This is a genomic window from Pseudoalteromonas prydzensis (assembly GCF_001661495.1).
GTDB lineage: Bacteria > Pseudomonadota > Gammaproteobacteria > Enterobacterales > Alteromonadaceae > Pseudoalteromonas > Pseudoalteromonas prydzensis.
The window spans coordinates 1-20,456 of sequence record NZ_BDDT01000027.1 but is presented as its reverse complement, the minus strand read 5'-3'; the positions used below and the strand labels follow the sequence as shown (position 1 = coordinate 20,456).

Below are 20,456 nucleotides of genomic sequence, written 5' to 3'. Positions count from 1 at the left end.
AGGTTCTAGGTTCTAGGTTCTAGGTTCTAGGTTCTAGGTTCTAGGTTCTAGGTTCTAGGTTCTAGGTTCTAGGTTCTAGGTTCTAGGTTCTAGGTTCTAGGTTCTAGGTTCTAGGTTCTAGGTTCTATCAACTTTGAACTTTATTCTTGAAACTTGCTGCAATTTCTTTGGTGAGAAATTGGAGCGGCACACGAGGCTCGAACTCGTGACCTCGACCTTGGCAAGGTCGCGCTCTACCAACTGAGCTAGTGCCGCATATCTAGGTTTTAGGTTCTAGGTTCTATCAATATTAAACCTCGTTCCTTTAACCTTTCTTCTTGAATCTTTAACCTGCACTCAAACACACTAACCCCGCGGGGGTTATCGTCTTAAGCGGGGCAGGATTCTACAATAATCCGATGTGTTTGCAAGTGTTTTTTACAAATTAAAGAATTTTTCTTGGTAGACTTTTAATTCCATGATCGAATCTTTGATATCGTCCAAAGCAAGGTGTGAGCCTTTTTTATTCACTTGCGCTAACACTTCCGGTTTCCAGCGTCGTGCAAGTTCTTTAATTGTGCTGACATCTAAATTACGATAATGGAAGTAATCTTCCAGCTCACGCATGTATTTATTCATAAAGCGTCTATCTTGGCCAATTGAATTACCACACATAGGTGAAGCGCCCGCAGGAACCCATTGCTTTAAAAATGCCAAGGTTTGCTCTACAGCATCTTGCTCTGTGAATGTGCTTGCTTTACAACGGGCGGTTAACCCTGACTGACCATGTTGATTGGTACACCATTCATCCATGCCATCAAGTAATTCATCACTTTGATGAATAGCAATAGTCGGCCCTTCAGCCAAGATGTTTAACTCACTGTCGGTGACAACAGTCGCAATTTCGAGTATTTTATCTGTGGCTGGTTCAAGACCTGTCATTTCAAGGTCGAGCCAGATAAGATTTGATTTATGAAAAGACATAATTACCTAAGCGGTACTTTCCTTTAGATCCAACGCATTTAGTTATATCATATTAGTATCATCAGTCGACCTAAAGCTTTTTTTTCAAAAAGCACGACATTTAACTAAGTTATGGGCCAAAAGTGGCAAAACAGAAGAAATTAAGTAAAGGCCAATCCCGCCGGATCAAGGCCAATCACCAAAAGCGCTTGTCTAACGCTGATACTGCCTCGACTAAAGGTACATCAACGCAATGGCAAATTGATAATTTAGGCGCTGCTGAAAATGCCGTGGTGATCAGTCGGTTTGGTCAACATGCTGACATCGAAACCGATAACGGCGATGTACTACGTTGTAATATTCGCCGTACTGTTAAAGGCATTGTCTGTGGTGACGAAGTGCAATTTCGCCGTGCCAAAGTCAGTGAAGGTGATTTAGCCGGTGTGATCGAAGCCATGCACGAGCGTCGCTCACAACTAACACGCCCTGATTTTTACGATGGGGTAAAAGTCATAGCTGCCAACATTGACCAAATTCTAATGGTGTCAGCAGTGCTACCAGAGTTTACCCCTAGTATTATCGACCGTTATTTAATTGCCTGTGAAGACATGGGTATAGAGCCTATTTTAGTGCTCAATAAAATAGATTTAATTGATGAGCAAGGCTTAGCAGGCATTAACCAAGTCCTCGATATTTACCGTGGCCTTGGTTATCAGGTTTTACTAGTAAGTAATAAAAACGGTTACGGCATTGATGCACTAAAAGAAACGTTAGTTGCTAAAAACAGTATTTTTGTTGGTCAAAGTGGTGTGGGTAAATCAACCTTAGTGAATACCGTGTTACCTGATGCCGAAATACTCACGAAAGAAGTCTCTGAAAACAGTGGCCTTGGCCAACATACCACGACAGTCTCGCGATTACATCACCTCCCTTCTGGCGGTAATTTAATTGACTCACCAGGTATTCGTGAGTTTGGTTTATGGCACTTAGATGTAGAGCGCGTTACTTGGTGCTTTAAAGAATTTCGTGAGTTTATCGGTGGCTGTCGTTTTCGAGACTGTAAGCATTTAAACGATCCTGGTTGTATAATTCGCCAAGCAGTTGATGACGGTGATATTTCGCAACTACGTTTTGATAGTTACCACAGAATTTTAGAAACAATGGCCGATGGCCGTGCCGGAGCTCGTGCTCCGCGCGTATAAATTAGGAAGAAATCAGTGAGTTTAGATAAATTCAAAATCGCAATGCAATACGCAATGCCAAAACACTTTGTATCGCGCATGGTAGGTAAATTAGCCGCAGCAAAAGCCGGTGCATTAACCACTACCTTGATCAAATTATTTATTAAACAATACAAAATAGATATGAGTGAAGCGCAATATAGCGACCCCGCTCATTACAAAACCTTTAATGAATTTTTTACTCGTCCACTAAAAGACGGCGTACGGCCATTAACAACGGATAGTGACATCATTGCACATCCAGTAGATGGTGCAATTAGCCAATTAGGCCCGATTGTTGAAGGGCAGCTTATTCAAGCTAAAGGTCATAACTACAGCTTACAAGCACTACTTGGTGGCTCAGAGCAAGATACAGCGCCTTTTTTAGGTGGTGACTTTGCAACTATTTATTTGGCACCAAAAGACTATCATCGCATTCATATGCCAATTGATGGCACCTTGAGCAAAATGATTTATGTACCGGGTGATTTGTTTTCAGTAAACCCGCTTACCGCGCAAAATGTGCCAAACTTATTTGCACGTAACGAGCGTGTCGTAGCGATTTTTGACACTGAAATTGGCCCGCTTGCCATGGTATTAGTCGGTGCAACGATTGTAGCCAGCATCGAAACAATTTGGGCTGGTACCGTTACACCACCAGCAGGTAAAGATGTGTTTAGCTGGAACTATCCAACTTCTGGTGACAACGCCATTACCTTGAAAAAAGGTGAAGAGATGGGTCGCTTTAAGCTTGGCTCGACGGTTATTTTAGCTTGGGGTGCAGATAAAGCAGACATCCTTGATGATCAAAAACCAGGTACTGTGACTCGCATGGGCACACCGTTCGCTAAGATTGATGATTAGTTAGTTAGCTAGTTAGCTAGTTAGCTAGTTAGCTAGTTAGCTAGTTAGCGACTAGATTTAACTAAAAACGCGGAAAGGCTAGAGTCATTCCGCGTTTTTTATTTAATCGATTTCTGCAGCACACTCTGAGCACCCCGGCGCTTTAGTTAATTGAAACTGCTGCTGCGCTAAAGTTAGTCCATCAAAACGAATAAACTGGCTACCTTGGTGATGGCCAAGCACAATGTTAACAGCCAATAATGCCTGCATTGAACCTATCACACCTAACAGCGGGCTTAGTACGCCTGCATTACTGCAATTAAGCGTTTGCTGTTGTGGTTGCTTGCCAAATAAGCAACCGTAACAAGGGCTTTGAGGCTGGCGAAAATCAAAACACATTAGCTGCCCTTCGCTCGCTATTGCCGCCCCCGACACCAGTGGAATACCCAGAGCTAAGCATTGCTTATTAACCACATAACGCGTGCTAAAGTTATCGCTGCAATCAACTACTAAGGTTGCGTCAGAAAACATTTGCTGGGCATTGTCAGCGCTTAGTTTGGCGCTAACTGTGTTGATCTTGATTTGATTATTTAAGCTGCTTAATACTTTACCCGCAGCGCTGACCTTATCTTGCCCTAAGTGATTTATTTTATAGAGTACTTGGCGCTGTAGGTTTGAAAGCTCTACTTTGTCGTCATCTAACAAGGTTAATTCGCCAATCCCAGCCGCAGCTAAATACAGCAACGCGGGGCTGCCTAAGCCTCCCGCGCCAACTACCACAATATGGGCTGCTTTTAATTTTAACTGCCCTTCAAGCCCCACTTCTTTAAGCATTAAGTGACGGCTGTAACGCAGCTGCTCTTTGTCAGATAACTCAACCATTTTAATAACCCAAAGCGCTTTGTAAATCGACGATAGCTTGCTGGTAATCCGCAGACTCTGTAATTGCTCTGACCACTGCGACACTGCCAACCCCCGTTGCTGCAACTTCACTAGCACGCGCTAAATCAATACCGCCAATGGCGACGGTTGGGTAATCTTGCATTAACGGCACAAAGTGTTTTAACTTTTCAAGCCCTTGAATTTGCCCTGTCATATCTTTGGTGGTGGTTGGGTAAATAGCGCCAAACGCCATATAACTCGGGCGGTAATTATGAGCGCGTAGCATTTCGTAAAAACCGTGAGTAGAGAGCCCTAATCGCATGCCAGATTCTTTAATTGCAACCAAGTTAGCGTCGAGCAAATCCTCTTGCCCTAAGTGAACGCCATAAGCACCATGCTTAATGGCTAATTGCCAATGGTCATTTATATACACGTTGCCGTCATACTTTTTACCAAGTGTAACAGCTGCGGCAACTGCGTGTTCAAGTTCCTCATCACTGCCATTTTTCATTCTAAGCTGCACGGTTTTAATCCCTTGCGCTAAGCACTTTTCTAGCCAGTCGAGGGTATCAACCACTGCATACAAACCAAGCAGTTTACTTTCACACTCAGTAAAGCCTGCCGCCATTGTAAATTCGTTTACTGGCTCAAAATCTAGTTCGTCACCAAGCCAACTGCCGGCTTCTATTACTTGTGGGTAATCAGCAAGGTTTTCTGGAAAGCTTGTTTGTGCCACAGGGCCAATCCCTTCACCATAGCGCACAGCCGCTTTTAAACCTTGGTTGATATACGCTTTAGCTAAGATAAAAGCATCTTTTAATGGGTAATCTTTTGCTAAACAGGCTGCTATCACCGACGCCATACTACACCCTGTACCGTGACTGTGCGGTGTTTGAATTTTTTCGTTACCAAGCCAATATTCATTACTACCATCCCTGCAGTAATCAATACAATAACCACTTGGGTAATCCCAATGACCGCCTTTGATAATCACCGCTTTAGCGCCCCAACTTTGCAACTTTTCGGCTGCCTCAATAACGGCACTGGGGCCAATTAAATACACGCCGGTCAATAACTGAGTTTCATGGGTATTTGGGGTGATCACATCCACCAGCGGTAATAAGCATTCTTTAATTGCGCTAACCGTATCTTCTTCGGTGAGTAAGTCACCACTACTGGCAATGGCCACCGGATCATATACAACCAAAGGCGCAACCGGCCAAGTGGCTTTATAATGTTTTAAATGTTCACTGATCAATTGAATTTGCTGCACATTGGCCAGCATACCAATTTTAATAACTCGAGCTTTCATGTCGCTTTCAAGAGCGAGTAATTGCGACTCAATAACGTCGGTTGAAATCGGGTTAAGTGCTTCAACCCCTAAGCTGTTTTGCGCAGTCAATGCGGTGATAGCTGTACAACCATGCACGTCAAAACTTTGCATCGCTTTAATATCCGCCTGAATACCTGCACCACCGCCAGAGTCAGATCCAGCAATTGTCCAAACAACATGATTCATAGTTATGTATTTCCTAATTTTTATTCTTAATACCAAATTCTTGATGCCAAAAAGGCATACCCATAGTAGGGGTAGATGGCGCAGCAACGTCTTTTTCTGGCATTGCCTTTGCTCGGTAAGCAAAACGACCCGCATCAACGGCTGCTTTAAATGCATGACTCATGGTAACAGGGCAGCCCGCCCCTGCAATAGCCGAATTTAATAACACCGCATCATAACCTAATTCAAGCGCTTGGCAGGCATGTGATGGTAAACCAAGGCCAGCATCAACAATCAATGTGGTATTGGGTAAACGCTCCCGAATAGTTTTTAAGTTATATTGATTTAATAGTCCTTTACCTGTGCCAATCGGTGCTCCCCACGGCATTAGCACTTCACATCCAGCATCAGCCAAACGTTGGCATAACACTAAATCATCGGTGCAATACGGTAATACCTTAAAACCCTCGGCTAACAGTATTTTAGTTGCCTCAAGCAATGCAAACGGATCTGGCTGTAGGTTATATTCATCGCCGATCAACTCTAGCTTGATCCAATCAGTGGCAAATACTTCGCGGCACATTTGCGCGAGCGTGACGGCTTCCTTAACACTGTGGCAACCCGCTGTATTGGGTAAGATTTTTAACCCAGTATCTTTGATCAATTGCCAAAAGTCATCCCCTGCGGCGACACTTTGTTGACGTCGTAATGACACAGTAACCACCTGCGCGCCAGAGGCTACAATCGAGTCTGCCATAATAGCTGGTGACGGATACAATGCCGAACCAATTAATAACCGACTAGTGAACTGCTCACCATAAATACTAAAACTATCTGATATTGCGCTACTCATATTAGCCACCTTGAATTGGTGATAGTAATTCAATGCTATCGCCTTCGTTAAGTAAGCATGTATCACACTGACTACGCGGGATAAACTGACCATTAACCGCAACCGCAAAAGGTTCTTTCGCGGCAAATTGGCGCAAAGCTTGGGTTAAATTGGCATTATTTGCCAACTCAAAATATTGACCATTAATTGTTAATTTCATATTTATTTTTATACTTACTTTAATAGTAAACCTTAATTGATCCGAGCCACAGCATCAGCCACTAAACTAGGCGCGAGCAAATAGCCATGACGGTACAAACCATTAATGCTGATCAGCTGTTGTTGCTGCGTTACTTGCGGGCGATTATCACTAAAAGCAGGACGCAGGCCGGTTTGAATACTCAACACCCGCGCTTCTGCAAAGCCGCTATGTACTGTGTACGCTGCCGATAACAGCTCAAGGGTTGAACGTACCGTTGCGGGGCCATTATCTTGTGATTCGATTTCTGTCGCGCCAATTACATACTGATAATTTGGCTTAGGTGCAATATAGATTGGATAACGCGGATGCATTAGCCGCACCGGACGCGTTAAATTAACCTCAGGGGCATACAAACGCACTACCTCGCCACGTACTCCTCGCAGCTTACAGACTGTGCTTTTAGCACCCAAACCTCGACAATCAATAATATAATCAAATGATTGCTTTAGTTCTTCACAACCAACATCGATCTTTTGTGCAAATTTAAAGCTCACCTTTCGCTGTTTCAGAGTATTAAAGCTCGCTTGATAAAAAGCCTGATTATCTATTTGCCCTTCACAGGGTAAATACACACCTTGATTAAAACGCCCTGCAAGCTCCGGCTCTAATTCACTAATTTGCGAACCCGTTAACGGATGCCCATGATGGCCAGCCAAAGGTTTTAAGCGTTGTATAAAGCTTTGCAAGTCACCCTTATCTTGTTGGTGAGCCACCACTAAGGAGCCTTGCTGTTGAAAAAACACTTCATCATCAAGCTGCGCTAAAATACTCGGCCAACGCGCAACAGAATCCAGTCCCAATAAGGCTAAGTCTTGTTCACATAATACCGATTCAGCTAAAGGCGCAAGCATCGCCGCCGCCACTCTTCCTGCACTATCAAGCGCTTGTTCGTCACCCGCTTCATAAACAGTAACATTATGCTTTAAGCTCAGCTCAAGCGCAGCTAAACGCCCAGTTAAACCAAACCCCACCACCGCAATGTTGTAAGACATGAGAGTTCCTCCGGTTCTAGGTTCTAGGTTCTAGGTTCTAGGTTCTAGGTTCTAGGTTCTAGGTTAACAACATCCTAAAACCTAGTCTCTTCCCTAGAACCTAGCGCCTTTTAGTTAAACCGCTTTATGGTAAATCTCTGAGCCGGTTTGTTTAAACTCGGCTGATTTAGCTTGCATTTCGGCTTCTACATCGACCATTTTGATCTCAATAGCATCACCGACGTTGTTAGGATCTATGCCTCTGGCTTCGAGATCTTTGGCATATTCTCGCACTTCTTGGGTGATTTTCATTGAGCAGAATTTTGGCCCGCACATAGAGCAAAAATGTGCTACTTTGCCAGATTCTTGAGGCAAGGTTTCATCGTGGTATTCACGGGCACGAACAGGGTCTAAACCAATATTAAATTGGTCATGCCAACGGAACTCAAAACGGGCTTTTGATAAGGCATTATCACGCTCTTGTGCACCTGGGTGACCTTTCGCTAAATCGGCAGCATGAGCGGCAATTTTGTAGGTGATCAAGCCTTCTTTAACGTCTTCTTTATTTGGTAAACCTAAGTGCTCTTTTGGTGTTACGTAACAAAGCATGGCACAGCCATACCATGCAATTTGCGCCGCACCTATCCCAGAGGTGATATGGTCATAACCAGGCGCAATATCGGTAGTCAGTGGCCCTAGTGTATAAAAAGGCGCTTCATCACAGTGCTTAAGTTGCTCTTCCATATTTTCTTTGATCATATGCATTGGCACATGCCCTGGGCCTTCAATGAACACTTGTACATCGTGTTTCCAGGCTATTTTGGTCAGCTCTCCTAAAGTACGTAACTCACTAAATTGCGCTTCATCGTTAGCGTCAGCAATGGAGCCTGGACGCAGACCATCACCCAATGAGAAACACACATCGTATTGCTTTAAAATTTCGCAGATATCTTCAAAGTGAGTGTATAAAAAATTTTCTTTATGATGCGCTAAACACCACTTCGCCATGATTGAACCACCGCGCGACACAATACCGGTAACACGCTTAGCGGTCATTGGTACATAACGCAATAACACACCAGCATGAATAGTAAAGTAATCAACGCCTTGCTCGGCTTGTTCAATCAAGGTGTCGCGGAAAATCTCCCACGTTAGGTCTTCTGCCACGCCATTTACTTTTTCAAGCGCTTGATAAATTGGCACAGTACCAATGGGCACTGGTGAGTTACGTACCACCCATTCACGGGTTTCATGAATATAACGGCCCGTTGATAAATCCATTACCGTGTCAGCACCCCAACGGGTTGACCAGACCATTTTTTCAACTTCTTCTTCAATTGATGAACTCACTGACGAGTTACCAATATTGGCGTTAACTTTCACTAAAAAGTTACGGCCAACAATCATTGGCTCAGTTTCAGGATGATTGATGTTATTGGGTAAAATTGCACGCCCGCGGGCAATTTCATCTCGTACAAATTCAGGGGTAATAAACTCAGGAATGCTCGCACCAAACGACTCACCTTTGTGCTGCTGCGCTAATAATTCTTGCTGAATTTGCGCACGGCCCATGTTTTCGCGTATTGCGACATATTCCATTTCAGGAGTGATAATACCTTGACGCGCATAATGCATTTGCGTGACATTTTTACCGGCTTTAGCGCGGCGAATTTTTGGTAAGTGCTCAAAACGAATATGATCTAGGCCTTCATCGGCCATTCGTTGCTGGGAAAATTGTGAGGTAACGGACTCTAAAACTTCAGTATCGCCGCGGCTTTCAATCCACTGCTCGCGATACTTATCCAGGCCTTTGCGAACATCTAAAGTGAAATTCGGATCGGTATAAGGTCCCGAGGTATCATAAACACGCAGTGGTGCATTGGGCTCATAAACTGGGTTTTCTTCGCTGCCACCAATAAAGGTATCGCTTAGGGTGATTTCACGCATACCCACGCGCACATTATCATGTGTACCTTGTACGTAAACTTTATGTGAACTTGGGAACGGTTGCCCAGTCAGGTTATAAATGTAATCTGATGCAGCCGCACGGGTTTCGCGGCGAGACGGTTTATTTGTTGTGTTTGACATGACTTACCTCATTGCTAAAAGGGTTGTCTTGTCAGATATTGCTGTGCAATAGAGAGTAGCAGATGCTACATGGATCGTAGGTGGGTATTACAAAAAGTACACCCAACCTTGGCAGCCTGGATACTTATACGCCAAACAGGCGCACAAGCACCTGTTTTAGGCAGCTTGTTCCCTACGCAGGTGTTAGCCTGATCAGGTTCACGGATCCCGCTTTCGCGATCTCAGCCTTTAAGTTAAAACTCAAGGCACTCCGACAAGTAAAATTCTATATATTGTTCGCTGACGAGTGTACGTTAGTTACACGCTTGCTGCAAGAGCTCAGCCTGCTGGAATAAACGCAAATGTTTGCTCGCCATTTAACACCAGTTGTTGATCTTGAATTTGCAGTGGCACGCCTTGCTTTAACGCATTTAAAAACTGCTGTTCAAACTCATCCAACTCATCACCACATGATTTACGGGTCATCCCTAGCTTATTCACTGTTAGATGACTGTCATCCAGTTGGCCTTCGCCAAAAAACTTATTACAACCGGCAAAACCATTGACTTGCAAAGCTTCAATAAAACTCAATGAGGCAGAATAAGATGCCGGGATCGCTAAACCATCAACTCGTGATAGTTGCCACTTGGTGTATTTCAATTGCTCACTAGTGACGTTCCCTGTCGATGAGCAGCCTACACATAAACCGATTATAAGCATCGGTATTGCTGCTAATTTCATGTGATTACTAACCTAAAACTCAATCGCATTATGATAACAACAAATAACCATTTATACCGTTAAAAATGCATGTTTTTAATGTAAAAAATTGTTCTAAGATAGTAAAAAAGATGCCTATTGGGCTTGAAATAGCTGATCAATCTGCGCTGGTAAGAATGGTCGCCCTCGCTCATTCACTGATGTACCAATCACCAATGCCTTTAACATTACTTTTTCATCATGCTTTCGTACTATAGTTTGTCGAAAGCCAAACTTTAAGCGACTTATGCGCTCAGGCTCTACAGCAACATAAAACTCATCGCCTGGGACCAGTGACTGCTTGTAATCCATTTCGCTGCGCATCACCACCAGGTTAATTTTATCGCGGGCAAGCTGAGCAAAATCAACCCCGTTGGCGTGCAAAAATTCATGGCGTGCGTGCTCTAGGTAGTTAAAATACACACTATTATTTACAATACCTTGCAGGTCACATTCATAATCACGCACTTTAAAGTCAACTTTAAAGGTCATATTTGTATTCCTTATTATGTATACTGTGCGCGTTTATAGCACATTAATATATCGAGTATCACGACTTTAATAAGAATAGTTGCTATCATGCAAGTCCCTGAAATGGAGTTAAGTAACCGAATGAAACTACGCTTGTCTTTAATTACTGCCGCGCTTTTACCATTAGTCAGCGCCCCAGCTTTTGCTGATGATTCTGAACTTGAAAAAATACTCGTTACTGGGGATTTTCAAAAAGAAAGTATTCAAACCCTCAGCGCCAGCGCTAGCTTATTTAGCGATCGTGAAATTAATGAGCGTGGTGCTAGTTTTCTTGATGAAATGCTTGCCAGTGCCGCCAATGTAAACTTTACCTCAGGCGCATCGCGTGGCCGCTATATTCAAATTCGTGGGGTTGGTCTACGCTCGCAGTTTGTTGATCCAATCAACCCATCTGTTGGTTTAGTGATTGATGGCATTAATTATTCAGGCCTTGGCGGCAGTTCGCTATTATTTGATGTTAACCAAGTTGAAATATACCGCGGCCCGCAAGGCACACGCTTTGGTGCTGATGGCATGGCAGGTATGATCCAAATGGAATCAGCTGATCCAAGCTTTGAGCCAAGTTTAAAAGTACAACTGGGCGCAGGTAACTACAATAGTTATGAAGCGGGAGTTGCCGCAGGTATTGGTATTACAGACAGCACCGCAGTGCGCGCTAGTATTTACCAGCGCGAATCTGACGGTTATCAAGATAACCTATACCTTGATAAAGCAACGCAACAACAAGACGAAATGGTTAGCCGCTTTAAACTACATAGCCAACTAACCGATCACTTTCGCTCTGAATTAAGCGTTCACTATATTGATATCAACAACGGCTATGATGCCTTTACCATTGATAACAGTCGTAATAGCGTAGCAGATGAACCAGGCCAAGATAACCAAGAAAGCATTGCCGTAGGCCTTGCCAATATATACACCGGCTTTGATTGGTTTGATGTCAATCTTAACCTATCAGGTATTGATAGTGAGTTAGTTTACAGCTTTGATGAAGATTGGGTGTGTAATGATATTAACCAGCCACAGTTATGCGCTGCCGGGCTACACCCTGATGGTTATAGCTCAACTGATGCGTACTTTCGCGATCGTCAAGACCAAGCGGCAGAGCTGCAATTTAACGGCAAAGGCGGCAACTGGGTTGTAGGACTTTATTATCAAGACCGTGAAGTTGATTTAGAACGCCAATATACATGGCTTGCAAATCCATTTGCTTCAAACTATGAAACTAGCAATAGCGCTATATATGGCCAACTAGCGACGCCGATTGGTAATAAAACCACCTTAATCACAGGCTTGCGAGTTGAGCAATACCAAGGTGACTACACCGATAATAACGGCTTTATCGAAGAAACTGACGATGTCATGGTCGGTGGTAAACTAGCACTTGAATACCAAGTGATTGACCGTACCATGATCTATACTAGTTTAACCCGTGGTTATAAAGCCGGTGGTATTAATTCTGAAGCGCTTGCAAAAGCCAAAGATGATGGCTTAAATCTGGATGCCGATTTTTTCCAGAATCATGTTAGCTTCGCGCCAGAATACTTATGGAGTGGTGAGTTTGGTGTAAAAGGCAGTTCACTGGATGACAAGTTTGTGCTACGTTTAGCAGCATTTTATATGTACCGCGAAGACATGCAGTTAAAAGCATGGAAAGTAGAAAATCAAAAATTTACCGGTTATGTTGATAACGCCAGCTCAGGTGAAAACTACGGCCTTGAAATTGAAGGAAGTTACCAGTTAACAGACGATTTAGTTTTCACTGGTAGCGCAGGTTACCTAAATACCAAAATTAATGACTTTGTTGCGCAATCAGGTCTTGATCAAGATGGTCGTGAACAATCACAAGCCCCTAAATACCAATACGCGTTTACAGCGCGTTACAACTTCACTAATGAGCTATATGCTACAGTGGGTATTGAAGGCAAAGACGATTATTACTTCTCGGATAGTCATAACTCACAAGCACCGAGCGTTAATCTAGTTAACTTCAGTGCGGGCTATGAAGCAGAGCAGTGGTCAATCCGCGCCTGGGCACGTAACGTGTTTGACGAAGAAGTACCCACTCGTGGTTTTGAGTTTGGTAACAACCCAGCTGATGGTTATGCAACGCATACCTACACCCAGCTTGGCGAACCTATGGTCGCTGGTGTCACCTTTATTTACGAGTTATAATTAATAGGTGCTAGGTGACTAGGTACTAGGGTTTCCTAGCACCTAATTACCTAGTACCTGGCTCTTCAATTAAGCCCTACCTACATCAAACGCGATCACTTCTTTTATCGTATGTTTTTTGGTTGCTAACATCACTAACCTATCAATCCCTAACGCCACTCCTGCACATTGCGGTAATCCGTGCTCAAGCGCTGAGATTAAACGCGTGTCCATAGGCACTTGTGGCAAGTTATTAGCATCGCGGTATACGTTATCCTCAGTAAAGCGTTTAGCTTGCTCCTGTGCATTGGTAAGCTCATTAAAGCCATTCGCCAGTTCCATGTTCTGATAGTAAAGCTCAAAACGCCCAGCTACTCGTGAATCATGCTCACAAATACGTGCTAAAGCAGCTTGTGACGCCGGAAAATGATATACAAAACAGGGCTTATCTTGGCCAATGGTTGGCTCTACTTTCATGCAAAATAATAATTGCAGTAAAGTATCTCGGTGAGTTTCATGTGCGGCTATGTCAGCAAAGCCTTGCTCAATAGCGAGTTGCTGTAATTGCGCCAATGTCGCGGTCAGTGGATCAAGCCCCAAAGCCTGTTGGAATGCTTGTTGATAAGTTAATCGCTGCGCAGCAGGAACATTTAAAACTAGCTGCATTAACTCATCTATCTCATCCATCAAGGCAAACTCATCAAATCCGGGGCGATACCACTCCAGCATAGTAAATTCAGGGTTATGATGACTACCCGCTTCTTCATTACGAAACGCTTTACAAAGTTGAAAAATAGCACCACTACCGGCGGCTAATAAGCGCTTCATGGCAAACTCAGGGGACGTTTGTAAGTACAGCGGCAAGCCTTTGGCATGGCCAGGTCCTACAAAAGAAGTATTAAAACTAACTAAGTGTACGTCAGTAACACTGGCCGCACTTAAGCTGGGGGTATCGACTTCCATTACTTCACGGGCATAAAAAAACTCACGGATAGTTCTTACAATACTCGCACGTTGCTGCAAGGTTGCTATTTCGGCACTAGGCATCCAAAGATCTGCTGACATATTTTCTCCAAAAAAAATCCCAGCCTAAGCTGGGATTTAATTAAGTCATGTTATTGCTTACTTAACACGGCTTACGTATTCACCACTGCGAGTATCTACTTTGATCACTTCGCCAATTTGTACGAATAATGGTACACGTACTACAGCGCCAGTGCTTAATGTAGCTGGTTTACCACCAGTACCGGCTGTATCACCTTTTAGGCCTGGATCAGTTTCAGTGATCTCAAGCTCAACAAAGTTAGGTGGAGTCACAGCAATTGGGCTGCCATTCCATAATGTGATAGTACATACATCATTTTCAACTAACCATTTACCTGAATCACCTAGCGCTTTTTCATCCGCGGCGATTTGTTCAAAAGTTTCGTTGTTCATGAAATGCCAGAATTCACCGTCAGTGTAAAGATACGCAAGATCAGTATCCATTACATCAGCACCTTCGACTGTATCACCTGATTTAAAGGTTTTTTCAAGAACTTTTCCAGAGATCAGTTTACGGATGCGAACACGGTTAAATGCTTGACCTTTACCAGGCTTTACCATTTCATTTTCTAAAATACTGCAAGGCTCGCCGTCCATCATAATTTTTAGGCCGCCCTTGAACTCGTTGGTGCTATAATTCGCCATCGTTTCCTCTATCTAATAATTTTTCGAGTAATCTACGTGCCAATGATACAAAGAAATGAAGCAAATTTGCATAAAAACTGGCAAAAAGAATTAGCTAATGTTGTTACTTGCCCACGCACCTTGCTAGAAATGCTAGGTTTATCAAGCATGGCCGATGAAAAAGACCTTAAAGCACGGGCTCTTTTTCCGGTTCGTGTACCTGTGCCTTTTATCAAAAAAATGCGTTATGGCGATATAAACGACCCGTTACTGCTGCAAGTCATGCCACGCCATCAAGAGTTTATCGCTAAAACAGGATTTGATAAAGATCCTTTGCAAGAGCAAAACAACACGCAACCAGGACTATTACATAAATACAAGTCGCGAGTTTTAGTAATGTTTAAAACTGGCTGCGCTGTAAATTGTAGATATTGCTTTCGTCGCCATTTTCCATACCAAGAGAACCAGCTAAATAAACGCAGCTTAATTGAAGCGCTCGATTACATTAAGTCGGATCATAATATCAATGAAGTGATTTTAAGTGGTGGCGATCCGCTGATGGCCAAAGACGATGCGATTAGTTGGTTTATGGATGAGTTGGAGCAATTACCACAAATTAAGCGCATGCGAATTCACAGCCGTTTACCTGTGGTGATCCCCACCCGTATTACCGATGAGTTATGCCAACGCTTAGCAAGCTCACCGCTTAAAATAGTGTTTATTAATCATATCAATCACGCCAATGAAATTGACGATGAATTTAAAGCCGCAATGCAAAAGCTAAAACACGCAGGGGTGATGTTACTAAATCAAGCTGTGATATTAAAAGAAGTGAATGATTCAAGCCACGCACAAATAGCACTAAGTGAAGCGTTATTTTCGGCTGACGTACTGCCTTATTATCTCTATTTATTAGACAAGGTCGAAGGGGCTAGTCATTTTGATATTGATGAATCGCAGGCACGCAAAATTATGGCTGATATGCTCCACGCCTTACCAGGCTACTTAGTGCCTAAACTTGTACGTGAGATCGGTGGTCATAAAAGTAAGACTCCTATCGACCTCAAACTAATTTAATAGCGCAGTGCGCTATTAAACATACACGTTTACGTTATTACCAAGCGTTGCTGTTACAGATTTTGCCGGTGTTTGCGCTGCACTGCTAGTGCCAGCAGCTTCAATTAACGCCAGTGCTGCTGCACCATCAGCCTTTTGCTGTTTTTTTGCTAAAGCTGCACTGTAAACTTCACCGCTTTGTCCGGCACCACTCATGGCCGGTAGATTTCCACCTGATATATTCATAGCTCATACCTGACTTTTTAGTTCATTACCCGTATTATATCGGCAATGCAGTCGAAAGCTTTAGGAAAAAAATGGATTCAATTATTGAACAACTCAATGCCAACTTAAAAATTGTTTATCGTCAATCAGTTGATGCTGATAAAAAGTTAGATGAACTTCAACAACAAGGCCATGGAAAATTTAAAGCATTATTCCCTGCTGACGCAGGTTTTAGCTTTGAAGCAAAGCGCTTTAAGCCTTATGTGCTGGATGTTGCCGCTGATGTAGAGAGCCTAAGTACGCATGGCCTAAACGAAGAAAAGCTCAAGGCAACCGTTATTAAGCTGCAACAAATACTGCAATTATTAGCGACTTTTAAATAGCAAAAAAGCGCTCACCGTGTGAGCGCTTTTTCATCCCAGTTAGATTAACATTAACTAGGAACAATTTGTGGCATTAACTCTTTATTAAACCAATCTGTAATTAAGCGTTTATCGTAATAAAACTCTTCGTCTCGACCCATTTTAATTTTATCCATAAAGCCCATGTCTTTTAACTCGACTTTATCGCTTTCGCTCAGCACTTTGCCATCTTTATCAGTCACTGAATATTTAAACTCAATACGTGGAAAATAAATCGGTTTAACGATACGCAGATCATTCATACCACCAAAACGTACATCGCCGGCTAAATCCAGTTCAGTCACTTCAACATTGAATTTATAACCTTCAGGTAATTCTTCAGCCAATTTATTGAAGTGCTTTTCAAAACTTGTCGCAATATGTTTATGATATGACCCTTTAGGTTCATTTGATGGTCGCACATCACGGTAGTCATTAAAGTCTTGCCATTTAACTACAGCTTCGCCAGCATGAGCAAAAACAGGAAGTGCTACTAGCATTGCCATTGCCATTTTTTTAACTGTATTCATAACATTCTCCAATAAAGGCGTTACCCTATTTATAAGGTGCAAGATTAGCACTTTCAACTTAACTATAGCTTAATACTTATTTTTGTAATTGTTATCATTTATAGCAAAAATGTAACTAAGTACATAATTTTAACAACAACTAAAATAAATGACAGATAACACAGGCAATCAATCGCTATTTGTGATGAAATTAGCTTAATTGAAGAAAATTACTTAAATGGAGATAGTATGACTATTTTAGTCACAGGTGGCGCAGGCTATATTGGCTCACACACAGTTTTAGAACTACTACAGCAAGGACTGGATGTTGTCGTTATCGATAACCTAAGTAATTCATCACTAGAATCGCTCAACCGAGTAAAAAGCATAACAGCTAAAGATATTACTTTTTATCAAGGTGATATTCTTGATAAAGCATTTTTAGAGCAAGTATTTGCTAAACACCAAATCGACAGTGTTATTCATTTTGCAGGCCTTAAAGCCGTTGGTGAATCAGTAGTAAAGCCGATTGAGTATTATCAAAATAATGTACAAGGTACGCTAACCCTCATTGATGCTATGCGTGATGCGGGTGTATTCAAGCTAGTATTTAGCTCATCCGCCACTGTGTATGGTGACCCAGCAAGCTTACCAATTCGCGAAGACTTCCCAGTTGGTGGAACTACCAATCCTTACGGCACATCAAAACTGATGGTTGAAATGATGCTGCAAGACATAGCGAAGTCAGATGAACGCTTTGCGTTTGCAATTTTGCGCTACTTTAATCCTGTTGGTGCACACGAATCAGGTTTGATAGGTGAAGATCCAAATGGTATTCCAAATAACCTACTTCCTTATATCTCACAAGTTGCTGTGGGTAAATTAAAACAATTAGGTGTGTTTGGTGATGACTACGACACCGTTGATGGCACCGGTGTTCGTGATTACATCCACGTTGTAGACTTAGCACTTGGCCACTTAAAAGCGCTTAATAAAATCAATCAAGATACTGGCGCCCATGTTTACAACCTTGGTACTGGCAATGGTTATTCAGTGCTGCAAATGCTCAACGCATTTAGCAAAGCCTGTGGAAAAGAAGTTCCCTATCTGGTAGCTCCTCGTCGTCCAGGTGATATCGCAGCCTGTTATGCGGCACCAGAAAAAGCCCAAAACGAGCTTGGTTGGCAAGCAGAGCGTGGGATTGATAGCATGATGCAGGATACTTGGCGTTGGCAAAGTAATAACCCTAATGGTTATAAATAGCTAAACTTAAACCAGCTTCAATAAGCTGGTTTTTTTATATTTTTTGAAATAAAAAACGTCGTTAGCGGCTCTTTTACAGTATCTATATTAAATTAAGTGCCAAAGATGCAACCAACTTACACACATTACTGTATTTATTCACTGCTCATTATTAGCTTATCGTTACTAGGGCTTAGCCTGTTATATGGTGCGGGAGTTAATAATGTGCATGCTATTTTCGATTTTTATCAATTAGCCAATGTTATACCTCAAAAAGTGCAATCAATACTCGCTGGAGGGGCTTTTTTAGCCACCGTTTTATTTATTGTTTTAAGTTTAAAACAATCTTACTTTCAAGCGCCTGCTTTTGTAAGCCTTATTGTACTTGCAGTTATACCACTGATTACCTTACTGAGTGAAAGTCGTTGGATGACTGACTTAGGTGGCTTCCCAATTATAGGCTCAGGGCAAGGTATAATTAAGTACACCGCACTTATTTCTCTCGCTATTTACCTTTATAAACCACAGCGCTTGTCAGCTCAAGGCATGGCAGTTTTGAACCTCTTTCCTGTTGCATTAGTACTTATTTGGATTGGCGGTGTGAAGTTTTATGAGTTTGAAGCAAACGGAATTGTGCCGCTGGTATCAACCTCAGTGTTTATGTCTTGGTTATATACTTTATTTTCGGTGCAAACCGCGTCTGATTTAATTGGTATCTACGATATCTTTTTTGCTTTAGCACTGGCTCTAGCAATTATAAAAAAACATCCATTAGCCATTTATGTTTCGGCTCTTGGCTGCAGTGCTGTATTTTTAATGACGCAAACATTTTTATATTCTGCGGAAGGGGCTTTTGACAGTTCAACACTACTTGCAAGCTTAGGCCTTTTTGTTATTAAAGATCTATGGTTTGTTGCTAATTTACTGGTGATTGCTAACTTTGCTAAAAAGCTTAATCCTCGTTAGAAAGCATACTTCATTACTTGTAACTACAAGCCGCTATTACTCTTATCACAATAATAGCGGCTGCATGTAAAAATAAGTTGTTTTTAAAGCACTGACAAGCCCTTAATACCAATCTACATAAAGATTAAGTCATTCTTCTCCCGTCTCTAGAACATATGCTTTTAACCGTATCAGGAACTGCGATGAATTTATTCCACGCTTGCGAAACCTGTTCGACTATTTATTTATAATCACTAAACACGCGATTAGATAGACAGTGTTGCCTTATCCAACTCCACTGTTAAGGTTGTTTAAAACCCATTTATTGACACCGCCGCGAGCTGTATTTAGCCGCTTAGCAATATTCGTTCTATTTCCACCTTCATAGAATAATGAAACAGCAAGCAGGCGTATGCACTTTCTTGCATTAGGCTCTTTACGTGATAAAGCTAAAAGTTGTTTGGATTCTTCTAAGTTCAATTTAGTAAAAGTTACTAAGTAATGATGCTCTAATTAGATCACATAATTTAGCAGATTAGTATAAGCATATGTGCTTTAGAGCATGGACAAATTTGATCACTTAATAAATAGCATTGGTATAACTTTCCCCTCGCTAACTAAGCAATAAACGCAAAAAGTCCGACTCTTTCGAATCGAGCTTTCTTTAATTTGGAGCCTGGTGATGTCGTAGTGCCCACAGCGGTAGAGAGCCACATAACAAAGGCGACACTCTCATCGGCTGGGACGTTTTTTATCTGCAGGTTTCGTAATACTCAGCCCATGCTACGGTGCTCAGGTCGACGCTGTGCAACTCGCTAGCTTTCCCCTCGCTAACTCGCTTGCTAATTCACTTTATTCCAGACAACAAAAAACCCGTCACATAGCTGTAACGGGTTTCTCTAATTTGGAGCCTGGCGATGACCTACTTTCACATAACAAATGCTACACTATCATCGGCGCTGTTTCGTTTCACTACTGAGTTCGGCATGGGGTCAGGTGGGTCCAAAACGCTATTGTCACCAAGCAAATTTGGTATTAATTCGCTCTTTCGAGCCAATTAATTAAAATCTGGAAAATGGCTGATAATTGTTTTCTTACAACTTTAAGCTTATCGCTTAAAACTGCCAGTAAATCTACTTTAGTTATATTAACTTCTGCGCTATCACTGTCACATAAAAATCTGTCTGGAACAGATTTTAACGCACGTGTGCGGCTTTAGTCATTTACATGGACGTAAATGATAAAACGCGTTTGGCGTTGTATGGTTAAGCCTCACGGGTAATTAGTACAAGTTAGCTTAACATATCACTATGCTTCCACACCTTGCCTATCAACGTTGTAGTCTTCAACGGCCCTTCAGAGACTTTAAAAGTCTAGTGAGAACTCATCTCGAGGCCTGCTTCGCGCTTAGATGCTTTCAGCGCTTATCAGTTCCGAACGTAGCTACCG

The 20,456-nt window shown here is 42.3% G+C and carries 21 protein-coding genes, 1 tRNA gene, 2 rRNA genes, 1 pseudogene and 1 riboswitch; of the genes and pseudogenes, 9 read left to right on the top strand and 16 right to left on the bottom strand.

Annotated features, from left to right (window positions below; genetic code table 11):
• Window positions 1–179: 179 nt before the first annotated feature.
• Window positions 180–255, bottom strand: a tRNA-Gly gene (locus A7968_RS22680).
• A 162-nt stretch (window positions 256–417) separates the two neighbouring features.
• A complete protein-coding gene (gene orn / locus A7968_RS22675; protein WP_064668770.1) occupies window positions 418–963 on the bottom strand; it encodes an oligoribonuclease in 546 nt (181 codons plus the stop codon).
• 122 nt (window positions 964–1,085) lie between these two features.
• On the opposite strand from orn, the gene rsgA reads away from it, so the two are divergent.
• Together rsgA and asd are read left to right on the top strand one after the other, a co-directional pair.
• Window positions 1,086–2,144, top strand: coding sequence for a small ribosomal subunit biogenesis GTPase RsgA (gene rsgA / locus A7968_RS22670; protein WP_064668769.1), 1,059 nt, complete (start codon window positions 1,086–1,088; stop codon window positions 2,142–2,144).
• Window positions 2,145–2,159: 15 nt separating this feature from the next.
• Window positions 2,160–3,026 carry an archaetidylserine decarboxylase gene (gene asd, locus A7968_RS22665; protein ID WP_192543121.1) on the top strand — a complete coding sequence of 289 codons (867 nt, stop codon included), beginning with the start codon at window positions 2,160–2,162 and terminating at the stop codon, window positions 3,024–3,026.
• Between the two features lie 102 nt (window positions 3,027–3,128).
• On the opposite strand, the gene A7968_RS22660 is transcribed toward asd, so the two are convergent.
• From A7968_RS22660 to thiC, 6 genes are all read right to left on the bottom strand, one after another.
• The gene (locus A7968_RS22660) at window positions 3,129–3,887 is read right to left on the bottom strand and encodes a HesA/MoeB/ThiF family protein (protein WP_064668768.1); all 759 of its coding nucleotides are present in this window, start codon (window positions 3,885–3,887) and stop codon (window positions 3,129–3,131) included.
• A 1-nt stretch (window position 3,888) separates the two neighbouring features.
• Window positions 3,889–5,406, bottom strand: coding sequence for a thiamine phosphate synthase (gene thiE / locus A7968_RS22655; RefSeq protein ID WP_064668767.1), 1,518 nt, complete (start codon window positions 5,404–5,406; stop codon window positions 3,889–3,891).
• A gap of 13 nt (window positions 5,407–5,419) precedes the next feature.
• Window positions 5,420–6,238 (bottom strand): thiazole synthase, encoded by an 819-nt coding sequence (locus A7968_RS22650; protein WP_064668766.1) that lies wholly within the window; start codon window positions 6,236–6,238, stop codon window positions 5,420–5,422.
• Window position 6,239: 1 nt separating this feature from the next.
• Window positions 6,240–6,437, bottom strand: a complete 198-nt coding sequence (gene thiS, locus A7968_RS22645; protein ID WP_064668765.1) for a sulfur carrier protein ThiS — start codon at window positions 6,435–6,437, stop codon at window positions 6,240–6,242.
• A 32-nt stretch (window positions 6,438–6,469) separates the two neighbouring features.
• A complete protein-coding gene (locus A7968_RS22640; protein ID WP_064668764.1) occupies window positions 6,470–7,471 on the bottom strand; it encodes an FAD-dependent oxidoreductase in 1,002 nt (333 codons plus the stop codon).
• Between the two features lie 114 nt (window positions 7,472–7,585).
• A complete protein-coding gene (gene thiC, locus A7968_RS22635; RefSeq protein ID WP_064668763.1) occupies window positions 7,586–9,538 on the bottom strand; it encodes a phosphomethylpyrimidine synthase ThiC in 1,953 nt (650 codons plus the stop codon).
• 69 nt (window positions 9,539–9,607) lie between these two features.
• On the opposite strand from thiC, the gene A7968_RS23745 reads away from it, so the two are divergent.
• Window positions 9,608–9,730, top strand: a complete 123-nt coding sequence (locus tag A7968_RS23745) for a hypothetical protein (protein WP_263973455.1) — start codon at window positions 9,608–9,610, stop codon at window positions 9,728–9,730.
• Window positions 9,691–9,801, bottom strand: a riboswitch (TPP riboswitch). (Overlaps the previous gene by 40 nt.)
• 55 nt (window positions 9,802–9,856) lie before the next feature.
• On the opposite strand, the gene A7968_RS22630 is transcribed toward A7968_RS23745, so the two are convergent.
• Together A7968_RS22630 and A7968_RS22625 are read right to left on the bottom strand one after the other, a co-directional pair.
• Window positions 9,857–10,258 carry an META domain-containing protein gene (locus A7968_RS22630; protein WP_064668762.1) on the bottom strand — a complete coding sequence of 134 codons (402 nt, stop codon included), beginning with the start codon at window positions 10,256–10,258 and terminating at the stop codon, window positions 9,857–9,859.
• A 114-nt stretch (window positions 10,259–10,372) separates the two neighbouring features.
• Window positions 10,373–10,768, bottom strand: a complete 396-nt coding sequence (locus A7968_RS22625; protein ID WP_064668761.1) for an acyl-CoA thioesterase — start codon at window positions 10,766–10,768, stop codon at window positions 10,373–10,375.
• A gap of 120 nt (window positions 10,769–10,888) precedes the next feature.
• On the opposite strand from A7968_RS22625, the gene A7968_RS22620 reads away from it, so the two are divergent.
• Window positions 10,889–12,982 carry a TonB-dependent receptor gene (locus tag A7968_RS22620; protein ID WP_064668771.1) on the top strand — a complete coding sequence of 698 codons (2,094 nt, stop codon included), beginning with the start codon at window positions 10,889–10,891 and terminating at the stop codon, window positions 12,980–12,982.
• Between the two features lie 69 nt (window positions 12,983–13,051).
• Here the strand turns inward: A7968_RS22620 and epmA are convergent, their stop codons facing one another.
• Window positions 13,052–14,026, bottom strand: coding sequence for an elongation factor P--(R)-beta-lysine ligase (epmA, locus tag A7968_RS22615; protein WP_064668760.1), 975 nt, complete (start codon window positions 14,024–14,026; stop codon window positions 13,052–13,054).
• A 57-nt stretch (window positions 14,027–14,083) separates the two neighbouring features.
• Window positions 14,084–14,650 carry an elongation factor P gene (gene efp, locus A7968_RS22610; RefSeq protein ID WP_064668759.1) on the bottom strand — a complete coding sequence of 189 codons (567 nt, stop codon included), beginning with the start codon at window positions 14,648–14,650 and terminating at the stop codon, window positions 14,084–14,086.
• Window positions 14,651–14,692: 42 nt separating this feature from the next.
• On the opposite strand from efp, the gene epmB reads away from it, so the two are divergent.
• The gene (gene epmB / locus A7968_RS22605; RefSeq protein WP_064668758.1) at window positions 14,693–15,706 is read left to right on the top strand and encodes an EF-P beta-lysylation protein EpmB; all 1,014 of its coding nucleotides are present in this window, start codon (window positions 14,693–14,695) and stop codon (window positions 15,704–15,706) included.
• Between the two features lie 15 nt (window positions 15,707–15,721).
• Here epmB and A7968_RS22600 read toward each other — a convergent pair whose 3' ends face one another.
• Window positions 15,722–15,931 (bottom strand): hypothetical protein, encoded by a 210-nt coding sequence (locus A7968_RS22600; RefSeq protein ID WP_064668757.1) that lies wholly within the window; start codon window positions 15,929–15,931, stop codon window positions 15,722–15,724.
• A gap of 71 nt (window positions 15,932–16,002) precedes the next feature.
• Between A7968_RS22600 and A7968_RS22595 the strand changes: the two genes are divergently transcribed.
• Window positions 16,003–16,293 carry a hypothetical protein gene (locus A7968_RS22595; RefSeq protein ID WP_064668756.1) on the top strand — a complete coding sequence of 97 codons (291 nt, stop codon included), beginning with the start codon at window positions 16,003–16,005 and terminating at the stop codon, window positions 16,291–16,293.
• Window positions 16,294–16,343: 50 nt separating this feature from the next.
• Here A7968_RS22595 and A7968_RS22590 read toward each other — a convergent pair whose 3' ends face one another.
• Window positions 16,344–16,841 (bottom strand): DUF3016 domain-containing protein, encoded by a 498-nt coding sequence (locus A7968_RS22590; RefSeq protein WP_064668755.1) that lies wholly within the window; start codon window positions 16,839–16,841, stop codon window positions 16,344–16,346.
• A gap of 228 nt (window positions 16,842–17,069) precedes the next feature.
• On the opposite strand from A7968_RS22590, the gene galE reads away from it, so the two are divergent.
• From galE to A7968_RS23865, 3 genes and pseudogenes are all read left to right on the top strand, one after another.
• Window positions 17,070–18,083 (top strand): UDP-glucose 4-epimerase GalE, encoded by a 1,014-nt coding sequence (galE, locus tag A7968_RS22585; protein WP_064668754.1) that lies wholly within the window; start codon window positions 17,070–17,072, stop codon window positions 18,081–18,083.
• A 105-nt stretch (window positions 18,084–18,188) separates the two neighbouring features.
• The gene (locus tag A7968_RS22580; RefSeq protein WP_064668753.1) at window positions 18,189–19,028 is read left to right on the top strand and encodes a DUF417 family protein; all 840 of its coding nucleotides are present in this window, start codon (window positions 18,189–18,191) and stop codon (window positions 19,026–19,028) included.
• A gap of 29 nt (window positions 19,029–19,057) precedes the next feature.
• A pseudogene (locus tag A7968_RS23865) lies at window positions 19,058–19,123 on the top strand (Vmc-like lipoprotein signal peptide domain-containing protein); the annotation flags it as partial.
• Between the two features lie 793 nt (window positions 19,124–19,916).
• Here A7968_RS23865 and rrf read toward each other — a convergent pair.
• A 5S ribosomal RNA gene (gene rrf, locus A7968_RS22575) occupies window positions 19,917–20,031 on the bottom strand.
• A gap of 237 nt (window positions 20,032–20,268) precedes the next feature.
• Window positions 20,269–20,456, bottom strand: a 23S ribosomal RNA gene (locus A7968_RS22570); the annotation flags it as partial.